We start from the raw sequence: 18279 nt of genomic DNA, 5'->3' as shown, positions 1-18279 counted from the left end.
TGAGGTGAAATAAGCAATGAATACAATGAATAAAACAAAGACAGTCTCTCCATATTTTGCATTTATTTTATTGCATTCTCTCCAGATTGGTATAGGAATTCTCGGATATCAACGTGTAATTTTAAAAAACGCTGGTTATGATGCCTGGATTTCTCTTATTATTGCGGGAATTGCAACTCATATTGTGCTGTTTTGTATGTTAAAAATGCTTGAAAAAGACGGAGATTTAATTAGTATCCATACAACAACCTTTGGAAAGTGGTTTGGCTCTATATTTTCTGTAATTTTCACTCTTTATTGCTTATTATTTTGCCTTACTGTTCTTCGTACATATATGGAAGTGATACAAGTTTGGATTTTCCCTACCATTAAGTTATGGAAACTTACGCTTATGTTTTTGTTAGTCACTTACTACATTATAAAAGGTGGCTTCCGTTCTGTGACAGGGATATGTTTTTGGGGTATTGTTCTTCCTATTTTCGTTGTATTCTTTTTAATCTATCCAATGAAATATGCTCATTTCCGTAATATTTTACCTATTTTTACACATTCACCTTTTGACATGCTTATATCTGCAAAACACTCTGCATTGGAATTTCTAGGGTTTGAAACAATTCTTATCTTTTATCCCTTTATTGAAAAAGGAAAATTTTTAAAGCGATGGGCCCATGCTGGAATTGCTTTTAGCACCTTAATTTATGTAGTTTTAGCTATCGTATCTTTTATGTATTATAGTGAGGGTCAATTAAACCGTACTATTTGGCCTACTTTAACGATGTTAAAAATAATTAAAGTTCCTTTTATTCAGCGCTTTGAATATATTATTATTTTCGTTTGGTTTTTAATTATTTTACCAAACCTTTGCTTAACCATTTGGTCATCATGTCAAACGATGAAGCGTTCCTTTCATATTTCATTTAAATTTACATTACCGTTTTTTATTTTCATCATATTTTCAGCTTCTCTACTTTTCACAAACCGTGAAAGTATCAACACATTAAATACCGTACTATCTCAAGCGGGTTTATATATTGTATACGCTTATATCCCAATTTTATTTCTATTCCATTCGCTAAGATGGCGCTTCAAAAATCAGTCAAAAAAATCTTCAACCGATACACCGTAATCTCTGATACAATTTGATTAATACATTTGTAAAGGGGACAAGCGAATGAAAAAGTATGTATTTTCTTTACTTGCAGTACTAAGCTTAATTCTTGCTGGATGCGGAAGTACTGGTACAAATGACCAAAAATCTTCTGAATCAAAAAAAGAAGAACATGACCACGCATCGCACACTCAGCAAGCTGACATTCAAGAGAAAACAAAAGGAGTCGACACACTTCCTACCTTCCTAGATAAGCTTGATCCACAAATGAAAGATATCTACACTGTCGCTGGACAAAATGCAGAGCTATTAGATTGGATTCCATGCTATTGTGGTTGCGGTGAAAGTGTAGGACATAAAAATAATAAAAACTGCTTTATTCGTGAAATTAAAAAGAATGGTGAAGTTGTTTGGGACTCCCACGCAACGACTTGCGTCAATTGCCTAGAAATCGCAGTTGAATCTGCTTCCATGAAACAAAAAGGAAAATCAACGCTTGAAATTCGTAACTATATCGATAATAAATACAAAGAAGGCTATGGTAAACCAACACCTACGCCAATGCCAAAAGCTTAAAAAACGAGGAAACTCCTCGTTTTTTCTTTTCATTCACTTTTTTTCTTAACAAATTCTTTCAAGTGTATTTCTCCTTACTTATCACACACTATATATAACTCTCGGTAAGGAGGGTACACAGTGCAAACATATAACGACTATGATAAAGCTCTCTATTACACGTATTGCTGTAATTGGGATAAATTACTCGTTCTCATGGTTCAAACGAACGATCAATTATTTTCTAAGCGTATTGAGCATTTTTTACACGCTTATCAATACAGTAAAGAACTCCCAGAAGTTGATAAACAATTGCAGCTCCTATTTCAATATATTGACCACGCATCCCAAAAGTCTCATGTAGAAGAAGTAGAACAAATTCAAATGTAAACTATAGCGCTATTCTCTTCCGGAGAATGGCGCTTTTTTAAAATATTTATATCAATAAAAGTTTCTCCTTATAAAACTTTTATTGATAAACATATTTTTTCTTTCTTTTCCATACCACTTCATACTATAATTTAGTATGTAACTATTATAAGAGAGGTATAAAATATGGGACGAGAAAAAAAGCAAGAATATGCTTTACTTACCGCATGGGGAGCTTCTTTTATCGCTACACTAGGAAGTCTGTACTTTTCCGAAATCATGAAATTTGAGCCTTGTGTTCTTTGTTGGTATCAACGTATTTTTATGTATCCATTCGTTTTATGGCTCGGTATCGCTGTGGCAAAGAAAGACTATCGCATCGCAAATTATTCTTTACCAATCGCAACTATTGGTGCTTGTATTTCTTTATATCACTATGCAATTCAAAAAGTCGCAGCATTTTCAGCTGCTGGGGCAGCTTGTGGACGTGTACCATGTACGGGAGAATACATAAACTGGTTCGGCTTTGTGACAATCCCGTTTTTAGCACTTATCGGCTTTATTACAATCGCTGTTTGTAGCTTTATTGTCATCAAAAACAAATAAGGAGATGAAAGAATGAAAAAAATGCTCATATTTGGTGGTATTATTATCGCCTTGTTTGCGGCAATTTTCGCTGTAACACAAATGGAAGAAAAAACTACTACCAGCCAAAAAATGGAAGAAGGAGGTGCTACTGGTAGTCAAACAGATGGTCCTGACTACTACACAAATAAAATCTCTCTTTCAGATCTTCAAAAGAATTTAAAAGAGAAAAAAGAAGAAACAGTATACTTTTATCAAACCTCTTGCGTTCATTGCCAAAAATTATCTCCTGTCGTAGTGCCAATGGCTAAAGACTTGAACGTTGATATGAAAGTTATGGATATTGAAAAATTAGATGCTCCTTGGGATGAATATAAAATTCAAGGTACACCAACAATCATTTATTTTAAAGATGGCAAAGAAGTGAGCCGTATTAGTGGTGAACAGCCGAAAGACAAATTAAAAGAATGGCTTGAGCAAACGAAAAAGTAACGAGAAAAGGAAACTCCTTCTACACATGAAATGGGCGTAAAATCCCACACTAATGTATAAGGAGGGGGTTTTATGCCAGAAGTAAGATGTTCTGTTTCCAACTGTTCTTTTTGGGGACAAGGTAACTTTTGTCAAGCAAGTGCGATCATCGTTCAGCCTGATGCAGATGAAACTGGTCAAACTGAAAATGATTCATATACAGCTGCTGTTTTAACAAACGAGACGCTAGAAAGTTCTGTAGCAACGAGTGTAGAGACTTGTTGTCATACATTTAAGCCTAAATATTAAACATAAAAAGCATACGATTCATCGTATGCTTTTTTACATCCCTCTCCAAAAATCATGCATAATAAAAAAGTACAAAATAACGAGAACGGCCGTCCCGCATAGGGTAATGCGCCGATATATACTCTTCTCTCCTTCCCTCGCTTTCACAAACGCCCAAATAAATCCGAAGAACAATATTAAATCAACATATGGAACATAAAAAGAAAAGACGAGAAACGCATATAAATACACGATAAATAAACAGGTCGTTACTAAGAAAACTTTAAACGCAAATTCACTTTTCATAATATAACCGCCCCCTATCTGTACTGTATTATATTCAGCAAAATACAATAGTTGCAGTTAAACTCCAAGTATAAATAAGCTACCGTCTATAATACGGTAGCCATTACGGAACATTGTATTTCCGTTTATATATATTACTTAAAATTGAAGAAGGAATTTGCTCGTAACGAACTTTCTCTCCTGTTTCATCTATAATATACGAATTGTTTCCTATATAATATATTCCATCTTTTCGTTCTGAGTACACCGGATATCTTTCATTTGGCAATACAGTTTTTACTTTCGTTAACTGTCCATTTGGTTCTTGCCAATATATATCCGCGCGGTCTACTAACGTAAGTACTCCAATTTGTTCTTTTTCTATTTTTCGACCATTCCAGCTCACAACGCGATAACCAAGCTTATTCGCTTCATATTCGGGGCTCGTATGAAAACGAGAAATGATTACTTTTGTTTGTAATTGTACTCGGTCATATAACCATTGTATATCCCTGTCATGCATGCGAATACAGCCATTTGATTCCCTACTTCCAATCGTCCATTCCCGGTTCGTCCCGTGAATCGCATATTCATTCTTATCTAGTCCAAGCCACCTCGTACCGAGAGGGTTATTCGGTGCACCCCCAGGTATTTTTTTTCGATGGTATTCTTTATTTTTAAATTTAGTTATAATACAAAAATTACCTTCAGGCGTAGGTGTACGATCTCTTCCAGTCGTTACTAGAAATGTTTTTGTATAATTTCCATTCTCAAAAAAAGACAATTGATTTGTCGTAAGATTCACTAATATTAAATGATCTGTATTAGCAAAAGCACTAACTGGTAGGATGAAAAATAATAGTATGACGAAACATAACTTTTTCAGCTATATCCCCCCTAGCGCTCACTATAATAAGTGGAATTAACATTACTTTGCTCTTATAAATGAAAACTATCCATTTACAATAACGCCCCCATTTACATGTATCATTTGTCCAGTAACATAAGATGAATCGCCAGACGCTAAGTATACGTATGCCGGCGCTAATTCATATGGTTGACCAGGTCTTTGCATAGGGACATTGCTCCCAAACTGAGAGACTTTCTTCTCATCAAAGCTCGATGGAATAAGTGGTGTCCAAATCGGTCCTGGTGCAACACCATTTACACGAATCCCTTTTTGCACTAACGATTGTGAAAGTGATCTTGTAAAAGCTACGATTGCTCCTTTCGTTGCGGAATAATCAATTAAAGTTTCATTTCCTTCGTATGCAACGATAGACGCGGTATTTATAATGACATCCCCTTGCTTTAAATGAGAAAGTGCGGCTTTCGCAACGTGAAAATAAGAAAAAATATTAATACGAAAAGTCTTTTCTAGCTGTTCTGCTGTAATATACTCTAGTCCTTGCTGCGGATATTGCTGCGCGACATTATTTACTAAAACCTGTAAACTACCTAGCTGCTGGACGGTCTCTTGAACAACATCTTTACAATGCTGTTCATCACTTAAATCACCCGGCAACAATACACACTTTACACCTTCTTTCTCAACATATTGCTTCGTCTCATTAGCATCTTCTTCCTCATCTAAATAAGCAATCGCAACATTTGCTCCCTCTTTTGCAAAAGCGATGGAAACTGCGCGTCCAATTCCGCTATCTCCTCCCGTAATTAACACATTCTTTCCTTTTAACTTTTCACTTCCTTTATAATTTGGATCTTCAAACTGCGGAAGTGGATTCATTAATGATTCAATCCCCGGCTGTTTATTTTGATGTTGCGCTGGCATTGTTACAAAGTTTTTTTGCTGTGGCATAGCTACTTTCAACTCCTTTTTCTTAGCATGTGCACAATAAAAAGCTGAAATTCACACATTGGTTTACGATTAATATTCGAATTTAAGACACAAAATATGAATTGTTATAAACTTTTTATGCAAAACTATTGCAAAATAGTTAAAAAACGAATATTATATATAACTGTTGTGAAAATTATTCGTAAACAGAAAGGATGTTTATATGTTTAACCTTTCAAAACATAAAACTTCTATTAAAACTGAAATTATGGCAGGTATTATTACCTTCTTAACAATGGCATATATCATTGTCGTAAACCCTGTTATCCTTGGAGATGCAGGTGTTCCATTTGAACAAGCATTTACAGCAACAATTATTGCTGCTGTTGTCGGAACATTATTTATGGCAATCTTTACAAACTTACCAATCGCAATCGCGCCAGGTATGGGATTAAATGCTTACTTCTCTTACTCTGTTGTAAAAGCACATGAAGGCATGACTTTCGCAATTGCATTCTCTGCTGTATTCGTAGCAGGTATGATTTTAATTTTGCTATCATTTACATCTTTCCGTACAAAATTAATGGAAGCAATTCCTGAAAACTTAAAACATGCAATTACTGCTGGTATCGGTCTTTTCATCGCCTTTATCGGTTTACGTTTAACAGGTATCGTTACAAAAAATGATGCAAACTTAGTTGGACTTGGTGATCTTCACTCTGCTCCAGTTCTACTAGCACTAGCTGGACTTGGAATTACTATTGTTCTTATGTCTTTAAATGTAAATGGCGCACTATTTATCGGTATGCTATTAACTGGTATTATCGCTTTCTTCACAGGACAGTTAACATTCTCAAACGGTGTTACATCAATGCCTGGATTACCAGAAGGAATTATCGTTTCAAATCCAATTACTGCTGTATCTGACGTAATTAACTACGGATTATATGGCGTTGTATTCTCATTCTTCCTTGTTACACTATTCGATACAACAGGTACATTACTTGGCGTTGCACAACAAGGTGGATTTATGAAAGACGGAAAGCTTCCAAAAGCAGGACGAGCTCTTCTATCTGACTCATTCTCAGCAACTATTGGTTCTATGTTCGGAACAACACCATCAACAGCTTACATTGAATCATCTGCTGGTGTTGCAGCTGGTGGTCGTACTGGTTTAACAACTGTTACAGTAGCTGTTCTATTCGCACTAACAGCATTCTTCGGCCCATTAGTAAGTGCTGTTTCTGGTGTATCAGCTATTACTGCACCATCATTAATTATCGTTGGTAGTCTTATGATGGGTTCAGTTCGCCACATCGATTGGGACGCATTTGATGAAGCATTCCCAGCATTTTTAGTAATCTTAAGCATGCCACTTACATCAAGTATCGCAACAGGTATCGCACTTGGATTTATTTCATACCCACTTATGAAAGTAGCAAAAGGTAAATTCCGTGCTGTTCACCCACTTGTGTATGTATTCGGCATCTTGTTCGCTTATCAATTGATTTTCTTACCACATTAAAAAAGTAGAGCATCGAAATCCGATGCTCTACTTTTCTTTTATAACAATCATTCAAACTATAAAGGCACCTCCAAAATATGAAGGAGCTTATAACCTTTTAATACTTCTCTTCTACCTGTAATTCTTTACTATACTTTTGAATGAACACTGATGAAATAACCATTACTATGCCCACACTAAAACCAATAAGTTGATCTAATAATATTTCATCATGAATAAACCAGCGAAGTAAAAATACACCACCAAAAATAAGCATCATGATAAATCCAGTATGTCCAAGTCCTTTATATACATTTTCCATATGTATCACCTCTCTACATACTTTCATCCATATTATACCATAACCTAAAAGCGTGTATAACCAACATTCGGTATTGAAACCAATAATAAAAAAGACTGCAGAGAACTCCATCTCCACAGCCTAATTATTATTTTTGCAAAAACGCCTGCAAATCTGCAAACTGTCTCTTTGCATCTTCATAGCCTTGCTCGTATAAATTTTGTAGTTTTGCTGTATCTTTTTCCATACGATCTACTTGAAGCGGCACTTCTGGGCGAATAACAAATAAATTACCAGCTTGCTCTTCTTTTTCAATATAGTGAAGTGTTTCATTATACACTTCATAACGATTCAACATCGTGTTAACAAGATTCGGATATTTTTTATAAGCTTTTCCTGCAATCCATCCGAATTTTGATTTTTTCTTCGCGTAACCATGATTTCTCGTTAAAATAACGACTGATTTTTTAAATCCATCTTCCTGTGCCTTACGAACTGGAATTGGATCAGAAATCCCGCCATCTAATAACTGCTTACCACGATAATTTACTACTGGTGCAATGAAAGGCAATGAACTAGACGCTTGTAATAAATTTAGTGCATCATCATTCGTTCCTTCTTTCTCAAAATAAACAGATTGTCCTGTTTCACAATCCGTCGTTCCTACAAGGAAACGTTCTGGGCTATTAAAGTATGTTTCAAAATCAAACGGAACATGCTTTTCTGGAATTTCATGAAAAATGAAATCCATATCAAATAGCTGACGTTTTCTCCATAAGTTTTTATACGACAAATATTTCGGATGTGATGCATAATCAATATTGACCGTTTTATTTCTATTTCTTTGTCTGGAAAGATACGACGCTGCATGACAAGCACCAGCTGATACACCGATTACATATGGAAAATATAAACCTTGTTCCATAAAGTATTCTAATATCCCACCCGTATATACACCACGCATACCGCCGCCTTCTAATACTAACCCCGTATTTTCAAGCATGTTACTCTCTCCTCTATATATATTGACTCTTTAATTATTCACCATGTTAAGTATCTTTTTCTATTATATATGAGTTCTTTCAGAAATTATATTTAAAAGACTTGAGAAAAAGGAGTTTTTTCTTCCAATTATATTTCCAAATGATCGGAGACATCCTTTATAAACCTTTGAATAAAGTCTTGCTCTTCTTTCGTATATCCATCTAAAAGTAACAACCACTTTTCTTCAGCTTGCTTATGCAATTTTTCATGAGCTTTATATATTTCATTGCCGCTTTCCGTTAAGCTGAAGAAGATTTCTTTTTGATTATCTAACATTTGCATCTTCTCAACGAATTGCTTTTGAAACAACTTCGTACAAATTTTAGAGATTGCTCCCTTCGTCATGCCCATTTCTGTCGTAATTGCCGTTACATTCATCAAACCATTTTTTCCGATACATTCGATTACATGTAACTCAGATAAAGACATACTACTTACACCTGTCTCATAAAGAAACTTCTCGTTTTGTCGTTTTAAATGTTCTTCTTTTTTATGCAAAAGTGTACGAATGTCCGACAGTATTTCCATTTGCTTCGTTGCATGCTTCAATCCGTTCGCCTCCTAAGTTTCCGAAGAAACAATTTAACTATATACCATTTTAAAATTATTTTTTCATCTTTACAAGTGAGAAAATCATGTTAAAATAAATTTAGTTTCCAAGGAAACCAAAAATACAAGGAGGTTAACAAGATGAAAAAATCTAAACTAACTTTCATTTTATATGTTGTCTGTATTAGTGCCTTACTCGGTTCCTTCGCTCAAAATATTTACACACCTATCTTACCGATGATTCAAAATTCTTTTCACACTTCTCTTTATCTTGTAAATGTAACAGTTTCACTTTTCACATTCGTTCTTGCAATTATGCAGCTCGTATATGGACCTTTAATTGATACAAAAGGGAGAAAATCTGTCCTTATCCCTAGTTTAGTCATTAGTACAATTGGTTCTATCGGATGTGCCTTTTCGGCAAACATTTATTTATTTCTCTTTTTTAGAGCTGTTCAAGCTATAGGAATAGCGGCTATACCTGTAGTTTCAGCAACGATTATCGGCGATTTATTTGAAGGAAAAGAACGCGGAGAAGCGATGAGCCTATACCAAATGTTACTTGCCCTCGCACCTGCAATGGCTCCTCTCATAGGTGGATTTCTTGGCAGTATAAATGGTCACTTATCTGTATTTCTCTTTTTATCTACACTTGGCATTATCTTATTAATTATAAACATTTCACTACTTCCAGAAACAAAGCCAAATGTAATTAAGCAGTCTAAAGCACAAAAGAATTACTCTCTTATCTTAAAAAATAAAACTGGATTTTCTATTACTCTTATTGGCTTCATTCAATTTTGTATTTACTTTTGCTTTCTCGTTTTTTTACCGAGCATTTTAGCAAATTCATTTCATCAAGCTGCAAATGAAATTGGTCTTATGTTTGTACCAATGTCTCTTTCTATCATGCTAGGAAGTTTTTGCTACAAGTTTTTGCAAAAACGCCTCACAACAAAGCAAACTTTATTTATTACGAGTTTCTTCAATATTATATGTGTCGTTTTATTCTCTTTCACATATAGCATCAATATCCCATTCATCATTATCGTTACATCTTTGTACGGTTTTAGTATGGGACTTTCTATGCCAACTCACACTACTTTATTAACAGAAGAATTCGTGCAAGAACGTGCAACAGCTATCGGTATGTACAACTTCATCCGCTATCTTGGTATGGGCACAGGGCCACTTATAGGTGGATTTCTTTTATTTAACCAAAATTACTTTTGGATTTTCTTCCTAGGCGCAATTATGTTTTTACTTGTAATCTTATATGCAATGAAAATGCTCAGTTTTCATTCTGTACAAAAAGCAAAATAGAGCCCCCAAAAAGGTCGGCTCTATTTATCCTCTTTGATCCGCAACAATATGAATATCAATATACTTTGTTTGTCTCATAATTTCATTTACAATAGAGCCTTTTCGTATTTCTTCCCACCTTGTTCTAGCCGATTGTCCAAGTAAAATTTGCGTCACCTGTAATCTTTTCGCAACCTCAATAATAACATCCGCTGGCTTTCTCCCTCTTGCTTCTTCTAATACAAAACTTGCATCAAATTGATTCGTGAGCGTCTTCCACTCTTCAATTGTTTGTTTTTTACCAGCTGAAAGAGAGTCTATATTTTCTCTTTCAACATTTAATACGTACAATTCAGCATTTAACCGATCAGCCATGCGCCATCCCCGTCTTATTAATTTCTCCGCTGTTGAACTGTATTGTACACAAACGAGAATTTTTTCTTTCACTCCGATTGGTTCTATCACTGTTTGACTAATCTTTTCGTCCATATCGTCAGCGACTTCACGAAGCGATAATTCCCTGAGTGCTCCTAAATTATTAAGCGTAAAGAAATTTTGTAAGCTTTGCTGAATTTTTTCTTCTTTATATATCTTTCCGTCTATTAACCTCTTCCGAAGTACTTCCGGTGTTGCATCAACGAGCTGAATTTCATTTGCTTTTTGTAAAATAAAATCTGGAATTCGTTCTCTTACTTTTACATTCGTAATTTGAGCTACAATATCATGAACACTTTCTAAATGTTGAATATTAAAAGCTGATAATACCGATATACCAGCCTCTAACAATTCCTGCACATCCATATAACGTTTCTTATATTTAGAACCAGGAACATTACTATGCGCAAGTTCATCCACTACGACTACTTGAGGCGCGCGTTTTTTTATTCCTTCCACATCAAGCTCATAAAATACCTTTCCTTTATACTGTATTTCTTTCAAAGGAACTTTTTCTAAATCAGCAATTGCTTCTTCCGTCTCTTTTCTTCCATGCGTTTCAATTAAACCAATTACAATATCAATTCCATCTTTTTTCATTTCCCTTGCATCAAAGAGCATTTTATAACTTTTTCCTACGCCTGGAGCTGCTCCTACATATAACTTTAACTTTCCCCGATTTTGTTGCCGAATATATTCTAAATATTCCTCTGGCGTTCGCCTTTGAAACTTCGGTTCATAATCATCCGCATACAAAATAAACACTACCTTTCATTCGAAACAACGCTACCTCAATCCGTTAGATTGAGGTAGCACTGTTACTATTTCATTAATTTTTGTAATGCTAAATTTAGCTTTAAGACATTCACTCGATTTTCTCCAAATAAGCCAAGTGCCGCACCTTCCGTTTGATCTTTAATCAATTGATCTAGCGTTTCTTTCGGAATATTTGTTAATTTCGAGATGCGATCTACCTGCACAGAAGCTGCCTTCGGACTAATGTCAGGATCAAGCCCTGAACCTGAATTTGTCACTAAATCAATCGGTACTTCTGTAACTGGAACGCTCGGATTTTGTTTCTTCCACTCTTCAATACTTTTCTCTACTCGTTTCTCTAAATCTGGATTAGATGGTGCATAGTTATTTGAACCAGATGCTTCTGCCTTATATTCAATACTAGAAACACGCCCTTGAAAATAACGTGGATCCGTGAAGTTTTGCCCGATTAATTTAGAACCAATCACTTCATTTTTATCATTATATATTAGACTTCCATCCGCATTATCCTTCATCACTGCTTGTGCAATACCAGTAACAATAAGTGGGTATACAAGTCCACACAACACTAGAAATGTAAAAGTAATACGGATAATTGGTGATAGTATACTTTGTTTCTTTTCCATCTTTTTCCCCTCTTCCTTATATGAACAAGCCGACAATTATATCAATTACTTTAATTCCAATGAACGGAACGATAACTCCGCCAAGCCCATAAATAAGTAAGTTTCGGCTAAGCAATGCATTAGAACTCATCGGTTTATATGCAATACCTTTCATCGCTAACGGAATGAGTAATGGAATAATAACAGCGTTAAATATTAATGCTGATAAAATCGCTGACAGTGGTGATGTTAATTTCATAATGTTCAATGCTTCCATTTGCGGAATCGCAAGTGTAAACATCGCTGGAATAATCGCAAAATATTTCGCTATATCATTCGCAATACTAAACGTCGTTAACGCACCTCGGGTCATTAACAATTGCTTACCAATTCCTACAACCTCAATAATTTTCGTCGGATTCGAGTCTAAATCAATCATGTTCGCCGCTTCTTTCGCTGCTGTCGTACCACTATTCATCGCTAATCCAACGTCAGCCTGTGCTAATGCCGGAGCATCATTTGTACCATCACCTGTCATCGCTACAAGTTTCCCTTTATCTTGCTCTGCTTTAATAACCGCAATTTTATCTTCCGGTTTACACTCGGCAACGAATTCATCTACTCCAGCTTCTTTTGCAATGGTTGCTGCTGTTAACGGATTATCACCTGTACACATAACCGTTTTAATCCCCATTTGGCGTAACTGTTCAAAACGCTCACGCATACCCGGTTTTACTGTATCCTTTAAATAAATTAAACCGTAAATACGATTATCTACTGCAACTACAAGTGGTGTTCCGCCCTCTTTTGAAATTAAGTCTGCTTTTTGATTTACATCTTTCGGAATTGTTCCGCCTTGTGACTCAACCCATTCAATAACGGCACCTACAGCACCTTTTCTCACTTTCGTTCCGTCTTGTAAATCAACACCACTCATTCTCGTTTCTGCTTTAAACGGAACAAACTCACCTTGTTCTGCAAGTTCTCTATTATATGATATAGATTTTCCCTGCACATACTCGATAACAGATCGACCTTCTGGTGTTTCATCTAAAACAGAACTAATAGCGGCCCACTTTCCAACTTGCTCAATCGTTTCATTTCCTACAGGTAATAATGTATGAGCCATTCGGTTCCCAAAAGTAATTGTACCTGTTTTATCTAAAATAATTGTATTAATATCGCCCGCAGCTTCTACTGCTTTCCCTGACATCGCTAGCACGTTAAATTTTGTCACCCGATCCATCCCCGCAATACCAATCGCTGATAGCAAACCACCAATTGTCGTTGGAATTAAACATACTAACAATGCTACGAGTACAGCTGTATCAATTTGAAAACCTAAATAATTTGTAAAAATCGGCAACGTCACAACGACGATCAAGAAGATAAGAGTTAAGCTCGTTAATACTGTATTTAAAGCAATCTCATTCGGCGTTTTTTGACGAGCAGCTCCTTCTACTAAAGAAATCATTTTGTCGATAAATGATTCACCAGGATTACTCGTAATAACAATTGTAATTTCATCACTTACGACCATCGTTCCACCTGTTACGGAACAAAAATCACCACCCGCTTCTTTTATTACAGGAGCTGATTCTCCTGTAATTGCAGATTCATCTACAGACGCTAATCCTTTGATTACTTCACCATCATTCGGAATCATTTCTCCTTGTTTTACGATAACAACATCACCTTTTCTAAGATCAGTTGCTGAAACTTGGACAATGTCTCCATTTTCTTTTACAACATTTGCAAACACATCTTTCTTCGACTGCTTTAAAGAATCGGCTTGCGCTTTACCACGACCCTCTGCTAATGCTTCTGCAAAATTCGCAAATAAAACTGTAAATAATAGAATAAGAGAAACTGTTATATTAAACCATCCTGGTATACTACTAGAACTGCTTGGAAGAAAAGATAAAATGAACGTAATGATAAACCCAATTTCCACAACGAACATAATCGGATTCTTTATCATGACTTTCGGATTCAATTTCGCAACGGATTGTTTCATCGCATGTGTTACGATATCACGATCCATCGTTTTCGCTTGTCTAACTTCATCTTCTACAGCATGTATTTGTGACTTATTTAATTGTTTTTCTTTTACTACTACCGGTCTCATCATTTACCCTCCATTACTTCAATGTAAGAAATTCTGCAATTGGTCCGAGTACTAACATCGGGAAGAATGTTAATGCACCGACAATTACAATTGTTCCGATGAAGATACCACCAAATAAACTATTATCTGTGCGGAACGTTCCGACTGTTTCTGGCACTACCGTTTTTTCTTTCAGCGAAGCTGCCACAGCTAGCATCGTAATTAAACTAAAGTAGCGTCCTAAAAACATAACTAAACCAGTCGTAATATTCCAAAACGGTGTATTATCTCCTAATCCTTCAAATCCAGATCCGTTATTCGCAGCTGACGATGTATACTCATATACAACTTGCGTTAAACCGTGGAAACCAGAATGAGAAATAGCATCCGTCCCTAAATTTGTTGAAAGAGCTAATGCCGAAAATCCTAAAATGAGCAATGGATGAAATAAAATCGTGACCGCGATTAATTTCATTTCCTTACCTTCAATCTTTTTACCTAAAAACTCTGGTGTCCGTCCAACCATTAACCCAGATATAAACACCGCGATAATTGCATACATAATAATATTTACAAAGCCTGCTCCAACGCCGCCATACACTGTATTTAACATCATATTTACAAGTGGAACTAGACCGCCAATTGGTGTTAACGTATCATGCATTGTATTAACAGCACCAGTTTCAGCAGCTGTCGTTACTGTTGCGTATAGTGAAGAAAATACTGTTCCAAATCGTACTTCTTTCCCTTCTGTACTTCCTTGTACATGTTCGATACCCATTCCATTTAATGCCGGATTCCCGTTTAGTTCAGATGTCGTAATCGTTATAAATCCTAGTAAAAACACCATAAAAAGTGACACGAAAAGGATGCGGCCTTGTTTTTTATTTCCGACCATTCGTCCGTACGTAAATGGAAGTGCTGTTGGTAATAACATCATAAGCATCATTTGCAAAATATTACTCATTTGTCCTGGATTTTCGAAAGGATGCGTAGAGTTTGCTCCGAAAAATCCACCGCCGTTATTTCCAAGTTCCTTAATGGAAACGAATGATGCAACAGGTCCACGTAAAATACTTTGCTTTGCACCTTCAATCGTTTGTGCTGTAACCGCCCCATCTAACGTTTGTGGTACACCAAGTGCGACAAAAACTAGTGCCGCAATAAATGCGATAGGAAGAAACACTCTCGTTAACGCTCTCGTAAAATCAACGAAAAAGTTACCAAGTTCTTTTCCAGCAAGTCCTCTTATAAAAGCCATAACGAGCGCTAATGTCGTTGCTGGTGCCGCAAACATTAAAAATGTAATTCCGATTAATTGTGATAAATAAGATAAACCATTTTCACCGCTATAATGCTGTAAGTTTGTATCAGCCATAAAACTAATTGCTGTATTAAAAGCGAGCGTAGGCTCCATCCCTTCAATATGCGCTGGATTTAGTGGCAGCACACCTTGTAATCTGAAAATGAAGTATACGACAACGATCATAAATCCATTTAATAAAACTAATGATAATGCGTACTGTTTCCACGTTTGATTGTATGCTTTTACACCCGTAATTTTAAAAATAAGTTTTTCAAAAGGCCCGAATACTTTATCTAACGTTTTGCTACCTTGAAAAGCTTTTTCTAAATAAATCCCCGTTGGCTTTGCTACTAAAATAAACAAGAGCATTGTAATAATGACTGCAACCCAAATCATAATGAATGATTCCCCCTAATTAAAACTTCTCTGGATTTAATAATGCATACACTAAATACACTGTAATTGCTGCGACAATAACCGATAAGACAATCATCATGATTGCTTTCCTTCTTTCACAACTTTATCTGACCAACTTGCAAGACTTGCCATCGATGCAACTAATAAAATAAAAATCCCGACCATTACAACATCTAACATAACTATCCCTCTCTTCTTTTTTGTAAAAATTTACCATCAAAATATTAAAAAAGAACACTGAGCTCTACTCAGTGTTCAAAAAATGAACAACAAAAAGTAAACCTCCTCTCTAAACGCTTACGAGGTTAGCTGTCGGATTCGGGCCTAAAGAGTAGCCCTACTTTCAAAACTGAAAGATTCACCCCAAGTGACGATGCACAAAATTGGTTCCCCCGCTCCATTTCTGGAACTCAGCGATTTTAGGTTTTTTTGGAAATTTTATGAATGATTTATGAGAGTAAATATACTCCTCTATATTTCACTTGTAAAGGGGTAAATTGCTGAAAATAATAATATTTACATTCATTTAAACGCTTACATTGAAGATTATTACTATTATTTCATCTATTTTCTTTATTTCTCTTTTCTTTTCTTAAAAATGACCTTTTAAATATGAAATAAAAAGAGCGAATGACATGAAGTGCATAGCCTGTTGCACTCAGCATTCGCTCTTTTTTATTCAACCTTTATTCTCCTCTTAAAAATGCACGTAAATTTCTCCCACGAATATAAACTTGTGTCAATTCTGCATGTAGCTGCTCATACTCGGTAATATCCATCTCTAAATACAAAGCATCTTTTGACGGTAATATAATATATGGCCCGGGAAAAAGAGGATCAATCTGAACCAATTCTTGAACTCGCTCTACCGATACTGCCCAACGATTTGCTATATCTCCAAGTAATAGTACCTTCATCATTTCTTCCCCCGCCCTATTCAAAAAATAAAAAAGAAATATTATCACAATTTGTAAACACGACAAACTTAGCTCCAATTGTTTCATAGAGCCTCGCTGGATATCGTTTATTCCTTGTAACAACAGTAATAGGTGCTTGAAAAAAAAAACGAATGTGTTCTGTGAAGAAACTAACGATTGGAAGCTCATCCCCTAGTAAAATGACCTTCTTAATACACTCACAAATACTAGTAAAATCCTGCTCCTTACTACAACTATAAGTCCAATCAAACCCACAATTCCTAACTTCAGCCGCTACCTCTTCATTTGCTGTAAAAATAACTAACTCATGTTGAAATGCAACTAGACCTCTTAAACTATTTACCTTACTTTCTTCTCCAACACAAATAAGTGTTAGTTCCATGTACCTCATCCTCCTTAGTATAAAAGAAATCAAACATAGATTGATATTCCCCTATACTAATCAGATCGATGAAGTGATGTATCCATCATGGCACCGTCCTCTCTCAAGACGCTTACGAAGTTAGCTGTCGGATTCGGGCTTTGAGAGTAGCCCTACTTTCAAATTTGAAAGATTCACCCCTAGTGACACTGCACAAATTGGTTCCTCCGCTCCATATAATTGGACTCAGCGTTTACAAAAAAATATATTCTGGCTGATATATTACTCCTGTATTTTGAAAAAGTAAACAGAAAAAAAGCCAGTTATAAAACTGGCTTTTCACTTATCTATACACGCGTTCTATTCACTTTATACGCAAAATGATTCGTCGGTCCATGACCACTACCAATATTCAATGGCTCTTCAATTGCTATACTAATAAATCGTTTTGCTTCTTGAACAGCATCTTCAATTGAGTATCCTTTCGCAAGTCCTGCTGTAACCGCTGAAGCAAATGTACACCCACTTCCGTGCGTTTGCTTTGAAGGAATTCGCTCGCTTCTAAACTCAATAAATTTTTCTCCATCAAAGAGGAAATCAATTACTTCATTACCTTGATATTCTGCATGTCCGCCCTTCATAAGCACATATTTAGCACCTAATTCGTGCAATACTTTTGCAGCTTCCTTACTATCTTCAACATTATGAATCTCCATCCCAGTTAACACTTCTGCTTCTGGGACATTCGGTGTTATAACAGTTGCTACTGGTAATAAATATTCTTTTAATGCTTGAACTGCTTCTTGCTGTAATAATGATGCACCGCCTTTTGCAATCATAACGGGATCTAGCACAATATTATTCCAGCCAAATTTTTTAATTTGTTCTGCAACAATTTGAATTATTTCACTACTAAATAACATTCCTAGTTTCACTGCATCTGGTGTTAAATCCGTACCAATTGAATTCAGCTGTTCTGTAATACCTTCTAACGGAACAGGATATACCCCTTGAACGCCAAGCGTGTTTTGAGCAGTAATTGCCGTCATAGCCGTCATTCCGTATACACCAAGCTCTTGGAATGTTTTTAAATCTGCCTGAATTCCAGCACCGCCGCCGCTATCAGACCCTGCAATTGTTAAAGCTTTATTCACTTTCATCCCACTCATCCTTT

General features: G+C 35.8%; 24 protein-coding genes and 2 riboswitches. Of the genes, 8 read left to right on the top strand and 16 right to left on the bottom strand.

What is annotated here, in order from left to right; all coding sequences use genetic code 11:
- The first annotated feature begins 16 nt into the window (after window positions 1–16).
- From ATL10_RS27080 to ATL10_RS27055, 6 genes are all read left to right on the top strand, one after another.
- Entirely contained in the window at window positions 17–1126 is a 1110-nt protein-coding gene (locus ATL10_RS27080; RefSeq protein ID WP_110497862.1) for a GerAB/ArcD/ProY family transporter, read from the top strand.
- A 45-nt stretch (window positions 1127–1171) separates the two neighbouring features.
- A complete protein-coding gene (locus ATL10_RS27075; RefSeq protein WP_000761026.1) occupies window positions 1172–1684 on the top strand; it encodes a PCYCGC domain-containing protein in 513 nt (170 codons plus the stop codon).
- 120 nt (window positions 1685–1804) lie between these two features.
- On the top strand, window positions 1805–2053 hold the full coding sequence (locus ATL10_RS27070; RefSeq protein WP_001195459.1) for a YhdB family protein: 249 nt from the start codon (window positions 1805–1807) through the stop codon (window positions 2051–2053).
- A 165-nt stretch (window positions 2054–2218) separates the two neighbouring features.
- Window positions 2219–2638, top strand: coding sequence for a disulfide formation protein C (locus ATL10_RS27065; protein ID WP_000532261.1), 420 nt, complete (start codon window positions 2219–2221; stop codon window positions 2636–2638).
- Between the two features lie 12 nt (window positions 2639–2650).
- Window positions 2651–3109, top strand: coding sequence for a thioredoxin family protein (locus ATL10_RS27060; protein ID WP_110497860.1), 459 nt, complete (start codon window positions 2651–2653; stop codon window positions 3107–3109).
- Between the two features lie 72 nt (window positions 3110–3181).
- A complete protein-coding gene (locus ATL10_RS27055) occupies window positions 3182–3397 on the top strand; it encodes a DUF1540 domain-containing protein (protein ID WP_001115481.1) in 216 nt (71 codons plus the stop codon).
- 33 nt (window positions 3398–3430) lie between these two features.
- Here ATL10_RS27055 and ATL10_RS27050 read toward each other — a convergent pair whose 3' ends face one another.
- The 3 genes from ATL10_RS27050 to ATL10_RS27040 all read right to left on the bottom strand — a co-directional run bounded on the left by ATL10_RS27050 (window position 3431) and on the right by ATL10_RS27040 (window position 5480).
- Window positions 3431–3682: a hypothetical protein gene (locus ATL10_RS27050; protein WP_000834195.1), complete on the bottom strand. Its 252-nt coding sequence runs from the start codon at window positions 3680–3682 to the stop codon at window positions 3431–3433.
- A gap of 103 nt (window positions 3683–3785) precedes the next feature.
- Entirely contained in the window at window positions 3786–4547 is a 762-nt protein-coding gene (locus ATL10_RS27045) for a L,D-transpeptidase (protein WP_090978452.1), read from the bottom strand.
- Window positions 4548–4613: 66 nt separating this feature from the next.
- Entirely contained in the window at window positions 4614–5480 is an 867-nt protein-coding gene (locus ATL10_RS27040; protein WP_001136286.1) for an SDR family oxidoreductase, read from the bottom strand.
- A gap of 202 nt (window positions 5481–5682) precedes the next feature.
- Here ATL10_RS27040 and ATL10_RS27035 point away from each other — a divergent pair, with 202 nt between their 5' ends.
- Complete coding sequence (locus ATL10_RS27035) at window positions 5683–6984, top strand: NCS2 family permease (protein WP_000482717.1); 1302 nt, start codon at window positions 5683–5685, stop codon at window positions 6982–6984.
- 97 nt (window positions 6985–7081) lie between these two features.
- Here ATL10_RS27035 and ATL10_RS30990 read toward each other — a convergent pair whose 3' ends face one another.
- From ATL10_RS30990 to ATL10_RS27020, 3 genes are all read right to left on the bottom strand, one after another.
- Window positions 7082–7285: a hypothetical protein gene (locus ATL10_RS30990; RefSeq protein WP_090978450.1), complete on the bottom strand. Its 204-nt coding sequence runs from the start codon at window positions 7283–7285 to the stop codon at window positions 7082–7084.
- Between the two features lie 127 nt (window positions 7286–7412).
- Window positions 7413–8267 (bottom strand): patatin-like phospholipase family protein, encoded by an 855-nt coding sequence (locus ATL10_RS27025; protein WP_110497856.1) that lies wholly within the window; start codon window positions 8265–8267, stop codon window positions 7413–7415.
- A gap of 128 nt (window positions 8268–8395) precedes the next feature.
- Window positions 8396–8857, bottom strand: a complete 462-nt coding sequence (locus ATL10_RS27020; protein ID WP_000679682.1) for a MarR family transcriptional regulator — start codon at window positions 8855–8857, stop codon at window positions 8396–8398.
- A 141-nt stretch (window positions 8858–8998) separates the two neighbouring features.
- Here ATL10_RS27020 and ATL10_RS27015 point away from each other — a divergent pair, with 141 nt between their 5' ends.
- Window positions 8999–10180, top strand: a complete 1182-nt coding sequence (locus tag ATL10_RS27015; protein WP_090978444.1) for an MFS transporter — start codon at window positions 8999–9001, stop codon at window positions 10178–10180.
- 24 nt (window positions 10181–10204) lie between these two features.
- Here the strand turns inward: ATL10_RS27015 and kdpDN are convergent, their stop codons facing one another.
- The 10 genes from kdpDN to thiD all read right to left on the bottom strand — a co-directional run bounded on the left by kdpDN (window position 10205) and on the right by thiD (window position 18265).
- A complete protein-coding gene (kdpDN, locus tag ATL10_RS27010) occupies window positions 10205–11359 on the bottom strand; it encodes a KdpD-like non-kinase potassium sensor (RefSeq protein WP_110497854.1) in 1155 nt (384 codons plus the stop codon).
- Window positions 11360–11415: 56 nt separating this feature from the next.
- On the bottom strand, window positions 11416–11997 hold the full coding sequence (gene kdpC, locus ATL10_RS27005) for a K(+)-transporting ATPase subunit C (RefSeq protein ID WP_079245080.1): 582 nt from the start codon (window positions 11995–11997) through the stop codon (window positions 11416–11418).
- 16 nt (window positions 11998–12013) lie between these two features.
- Window positions 12014–14104 (bottom strand): potassium-transporting ATPase subunit KdpB, encoded by a 2091-nt coding sequence (gene kdpB / locus ATL10_RS27000; RefSeq protein WP_001248006.1) that lies wholly within the window; start codon window positions 14102–14104, stop codon window positions 12014–12016.
- A 13-nt stretch (window positions 14105–14117) separates the two neighbouring features.
- Complete coding sequence (kdpA, locus tag ATL10_RS26995; protein ID WP_000638330.1) at window positions 14118–15785, bottom strand: potassium-transporting ATPase subunit KdpA; 1668 nt, start codon at window positions 15783–15785, stop codon at window positions 14118–14120.
- Between the two features lie 19 nt (window positions 15786–15804).
- On the bottom strand, window positions 15805–15882 hold the full coding sequence (gene kdpF / locus ATL10_RS26990; protein ID WP_223153441.1) for a K(+)-transporting ATPase subunit F: 78 nt from the start codon (window positions 15880–15882) through the stop codon (window positions 15805–15807).
- Window positions 15882–15986, bottom strand: a complete 105-nt coding sequence (locus ATL10_RS26985) for a SipW-dependent-type signal peptide-containing protein (RefSeq protein ID WP_000887894.1) — start codon at window positions 15984–15986, stop codon at window positions 15882–15884. The genes kdpF and ATL10_RS26985 overlap by 1 nt, the downstream gene beginning before the upstream one ends.
- A 100-nt stretch (window positions 15987–16086) precedes the next feature.
- Window positions 16087–16232: riboswitch (cyclic di-AMP (ydaO/yuaA leader) on the bottom strand.
- 134 nt (window positions 16233–16366) lie between these two features.
- The gene (locus tag ATL10_RS32020; RefSeq protein WP_001034419.1) at window positions 16367–16489 is read right to left on the bottom strand and encodes a hypothetical protein; all 123 of its coding nucleotides are present in this window, start codon (window positions 16487–16489) and stop codon (window positions 16367–16369) included.
- A gap of 3 nt (window positions 16490–16492) precedes the next feature.
- Entirely contained in the window at window positions 16493–16726 is a 234-nt protein-coding gene (locus ATL10_RS26975) for a hypothetical protein (protein WP_002025339.1), read from the bottom strand.
- Window positions 16727–16739: 13 nt separating this feature from the next.
- The gene (locus ATL10_RS26970) at window positions 16740–17126 is read right to left on the bottom strand and encodes a hypothetical protein (RefSeq protein WP_142670014.1); all 387 of its coding nucleotides are present in this window, start codon (window positions 17124–17126) and stop codon (window positions 16740–16742) included.
- A gap of 93 nt (window positions 17127–17219) precedes the next feature.
- A riboswitch (cyclic di-AMP (ydaO/yuaA leader) is annotated at window positions 17220–17367 on the bottom strand.
- A gap of 85 nt (window positions 17368–17452) precedes the next feature.
- Window positions 17453–18265, bottom strand: coding sequence for a bifunctional hydroxymethylpyrimidine kinase/phosphomethylpyrimidine kinase (gene thiD, locus ATL10_RS26965; protein WP_090978436.1), 813 nt, complete (start codon window positions 18263–18265; stop codon window positions 17453–17455).
- Between the last annotated feature and the right edge of the window lie 14 nt (window positions 18266–18279).

It is taken from the genome of Bacillus sp. 196mf (assembly GCF_003217275.1).
GTDB classification, from domain to species: domain Bacteria; phylum Bacillota; class Bacilli; order Bacillales; family Bacillaceae_G; genus Bacillus_A; species Bacillus_A thuringiensis_S.
Note: the sequence above shows the minus strand (reverse complement) of the source record. Positions and strands in the feature narration are given on the sequence as shown.

Excerpts from the sequence above, each read along its gene's own strand:
- ATL10_RS27055 (WP_001115481.1), top strand. The coding sequence starts at position 3,182 with ATGCCAGAAGTAAGATGTTCTGTTTCCAACTGTTCTTTTTGGGGACAA.
- ATL10_RS27025 (WP_110497856.1), bottom strand. The coding sequence starts at position 8,267 with ATGCTTGAAAATACGGGGTTAGTATTAGAAGGCGGCGGTATGCGTGGT.
- ATL10_RS27075 (WP_000761026.1), top strand. The coding sequence starts at position 1,172 with ATGAAAAAGTATGTATTTTCTTTACTTGCAGTACTAAGCTTAATTCTT.
- ATL10_RS27040 (WP_001136286.1), bottom strand. The coding sequence starts at position 5,480 with ATGCCACAGCAAAAAAACTTTGTAACAATGCCAGCGCAACATCAAAAT.
- kdpC (WP_079245080.1), bottom strand. The coding sequence starts at position 11,997 with ATGGAAAAGAAACAAAGTATACTATCACCAATTATCCGTATTACTTTT.
- thiD (WP_090978436.1), bottom strand. The coding sequence starts at position 18,265 with ATGAAAGTGAATAAAGCTTTAACAATTGCAGGGTCTGATAGCGGCGGC.
- ATL10_RS27015 (WP_090978444.1), top strand. The coding sequence starts at position 8,999 with ATGAAAAAATCTAAACTAACTTTCATTTTATATGTTGTCTGTATTAGT.
- ATL10_RS26985 (WP_000887894.1), bottom strand. The coding sequence starts at position 15,986 with ATGTTAGATGTTGTAATGGTCGGGATTTTTATTTTATTAGTTGCATCG.
- ATL10_RS27035 (WP_000482717.1), top strand. The coding sequence starts at position 5,683 with ATGTTTAACCTTTCAAAACATAAAACTTCTATTAAAACTGAAATTATG.
- kdpB (WP_001248006.1), bottom strand. The coding sequence starts at position 14,104 with ATGAGACCGGTAGTAGTAAAAGAAAAACAATTAAATAAGTCACAAATA.
- ATL10_RS27065 (WP_000532261.1), top strand. The coding sequence starts at position 2,219 with ATGGGACGAGAAAAAAAGCAAGAATATGCTTTACTTACCGCATGGGGA.
- kdpA (WP_000638330.1), bottom strand. The coding sequence starts at position 15,785 with ATGATTTGGGTTGCAGTCATTATTACAATGCTCTTGTTTATTTTAGTA.
- ATL10_RS30990 (WP_090978450.1), bottom strand. The coding sequence starts at position 7,285 with ATGGAAAATGTATATAAAGGACTTGGACATACTGGATTTATCATGATG.
- ATL10_RS27060 (WP_110497860.1), top strand. The coding sequence starts at position 2,651 with ATGAAAAAAATGCTCATATTTGGTGGTATTATTATCGCCTTGTTTGCG.
- ATL10_RS26970 (WP_142670014.1), bottom strand. The coding sequence starts at position 17,126 with ATGGAACTAACACTTATTTGTGTTGGAGAAGAAAGTAAGGTAAATAGT.
- ATL10_RS27050 (WP_000834195.1), bottom strand. The coding sequence starts at position 3,682 with ATGAAAAGTGAATTTGCGTTTAAAGTTTTCTTAGTAACGACCTGTTTA.
- ATL10_RS27080 (WP_110497862.1), top strand. The coding sequence starts at position 17 with ATGAATACAATGAATAAAACAAAGACAGTCTCTCCATATTTTGCATTT.
- ATL10_RS26975 (WP_002025339.1), bottom strand. The coding sequence starts at position 16,726 with ATGATGAAGGTACTATTACTTGGAGATATAGCAAATCGTTGGGCAGTA.
- kdpF (WP_223153441.1), bottom strand. The coding sequence starts at position 15,882 with ATGATTGTCTTATCGGTTATTGTCGCAGCAATTACAGTGTATTTAGTG.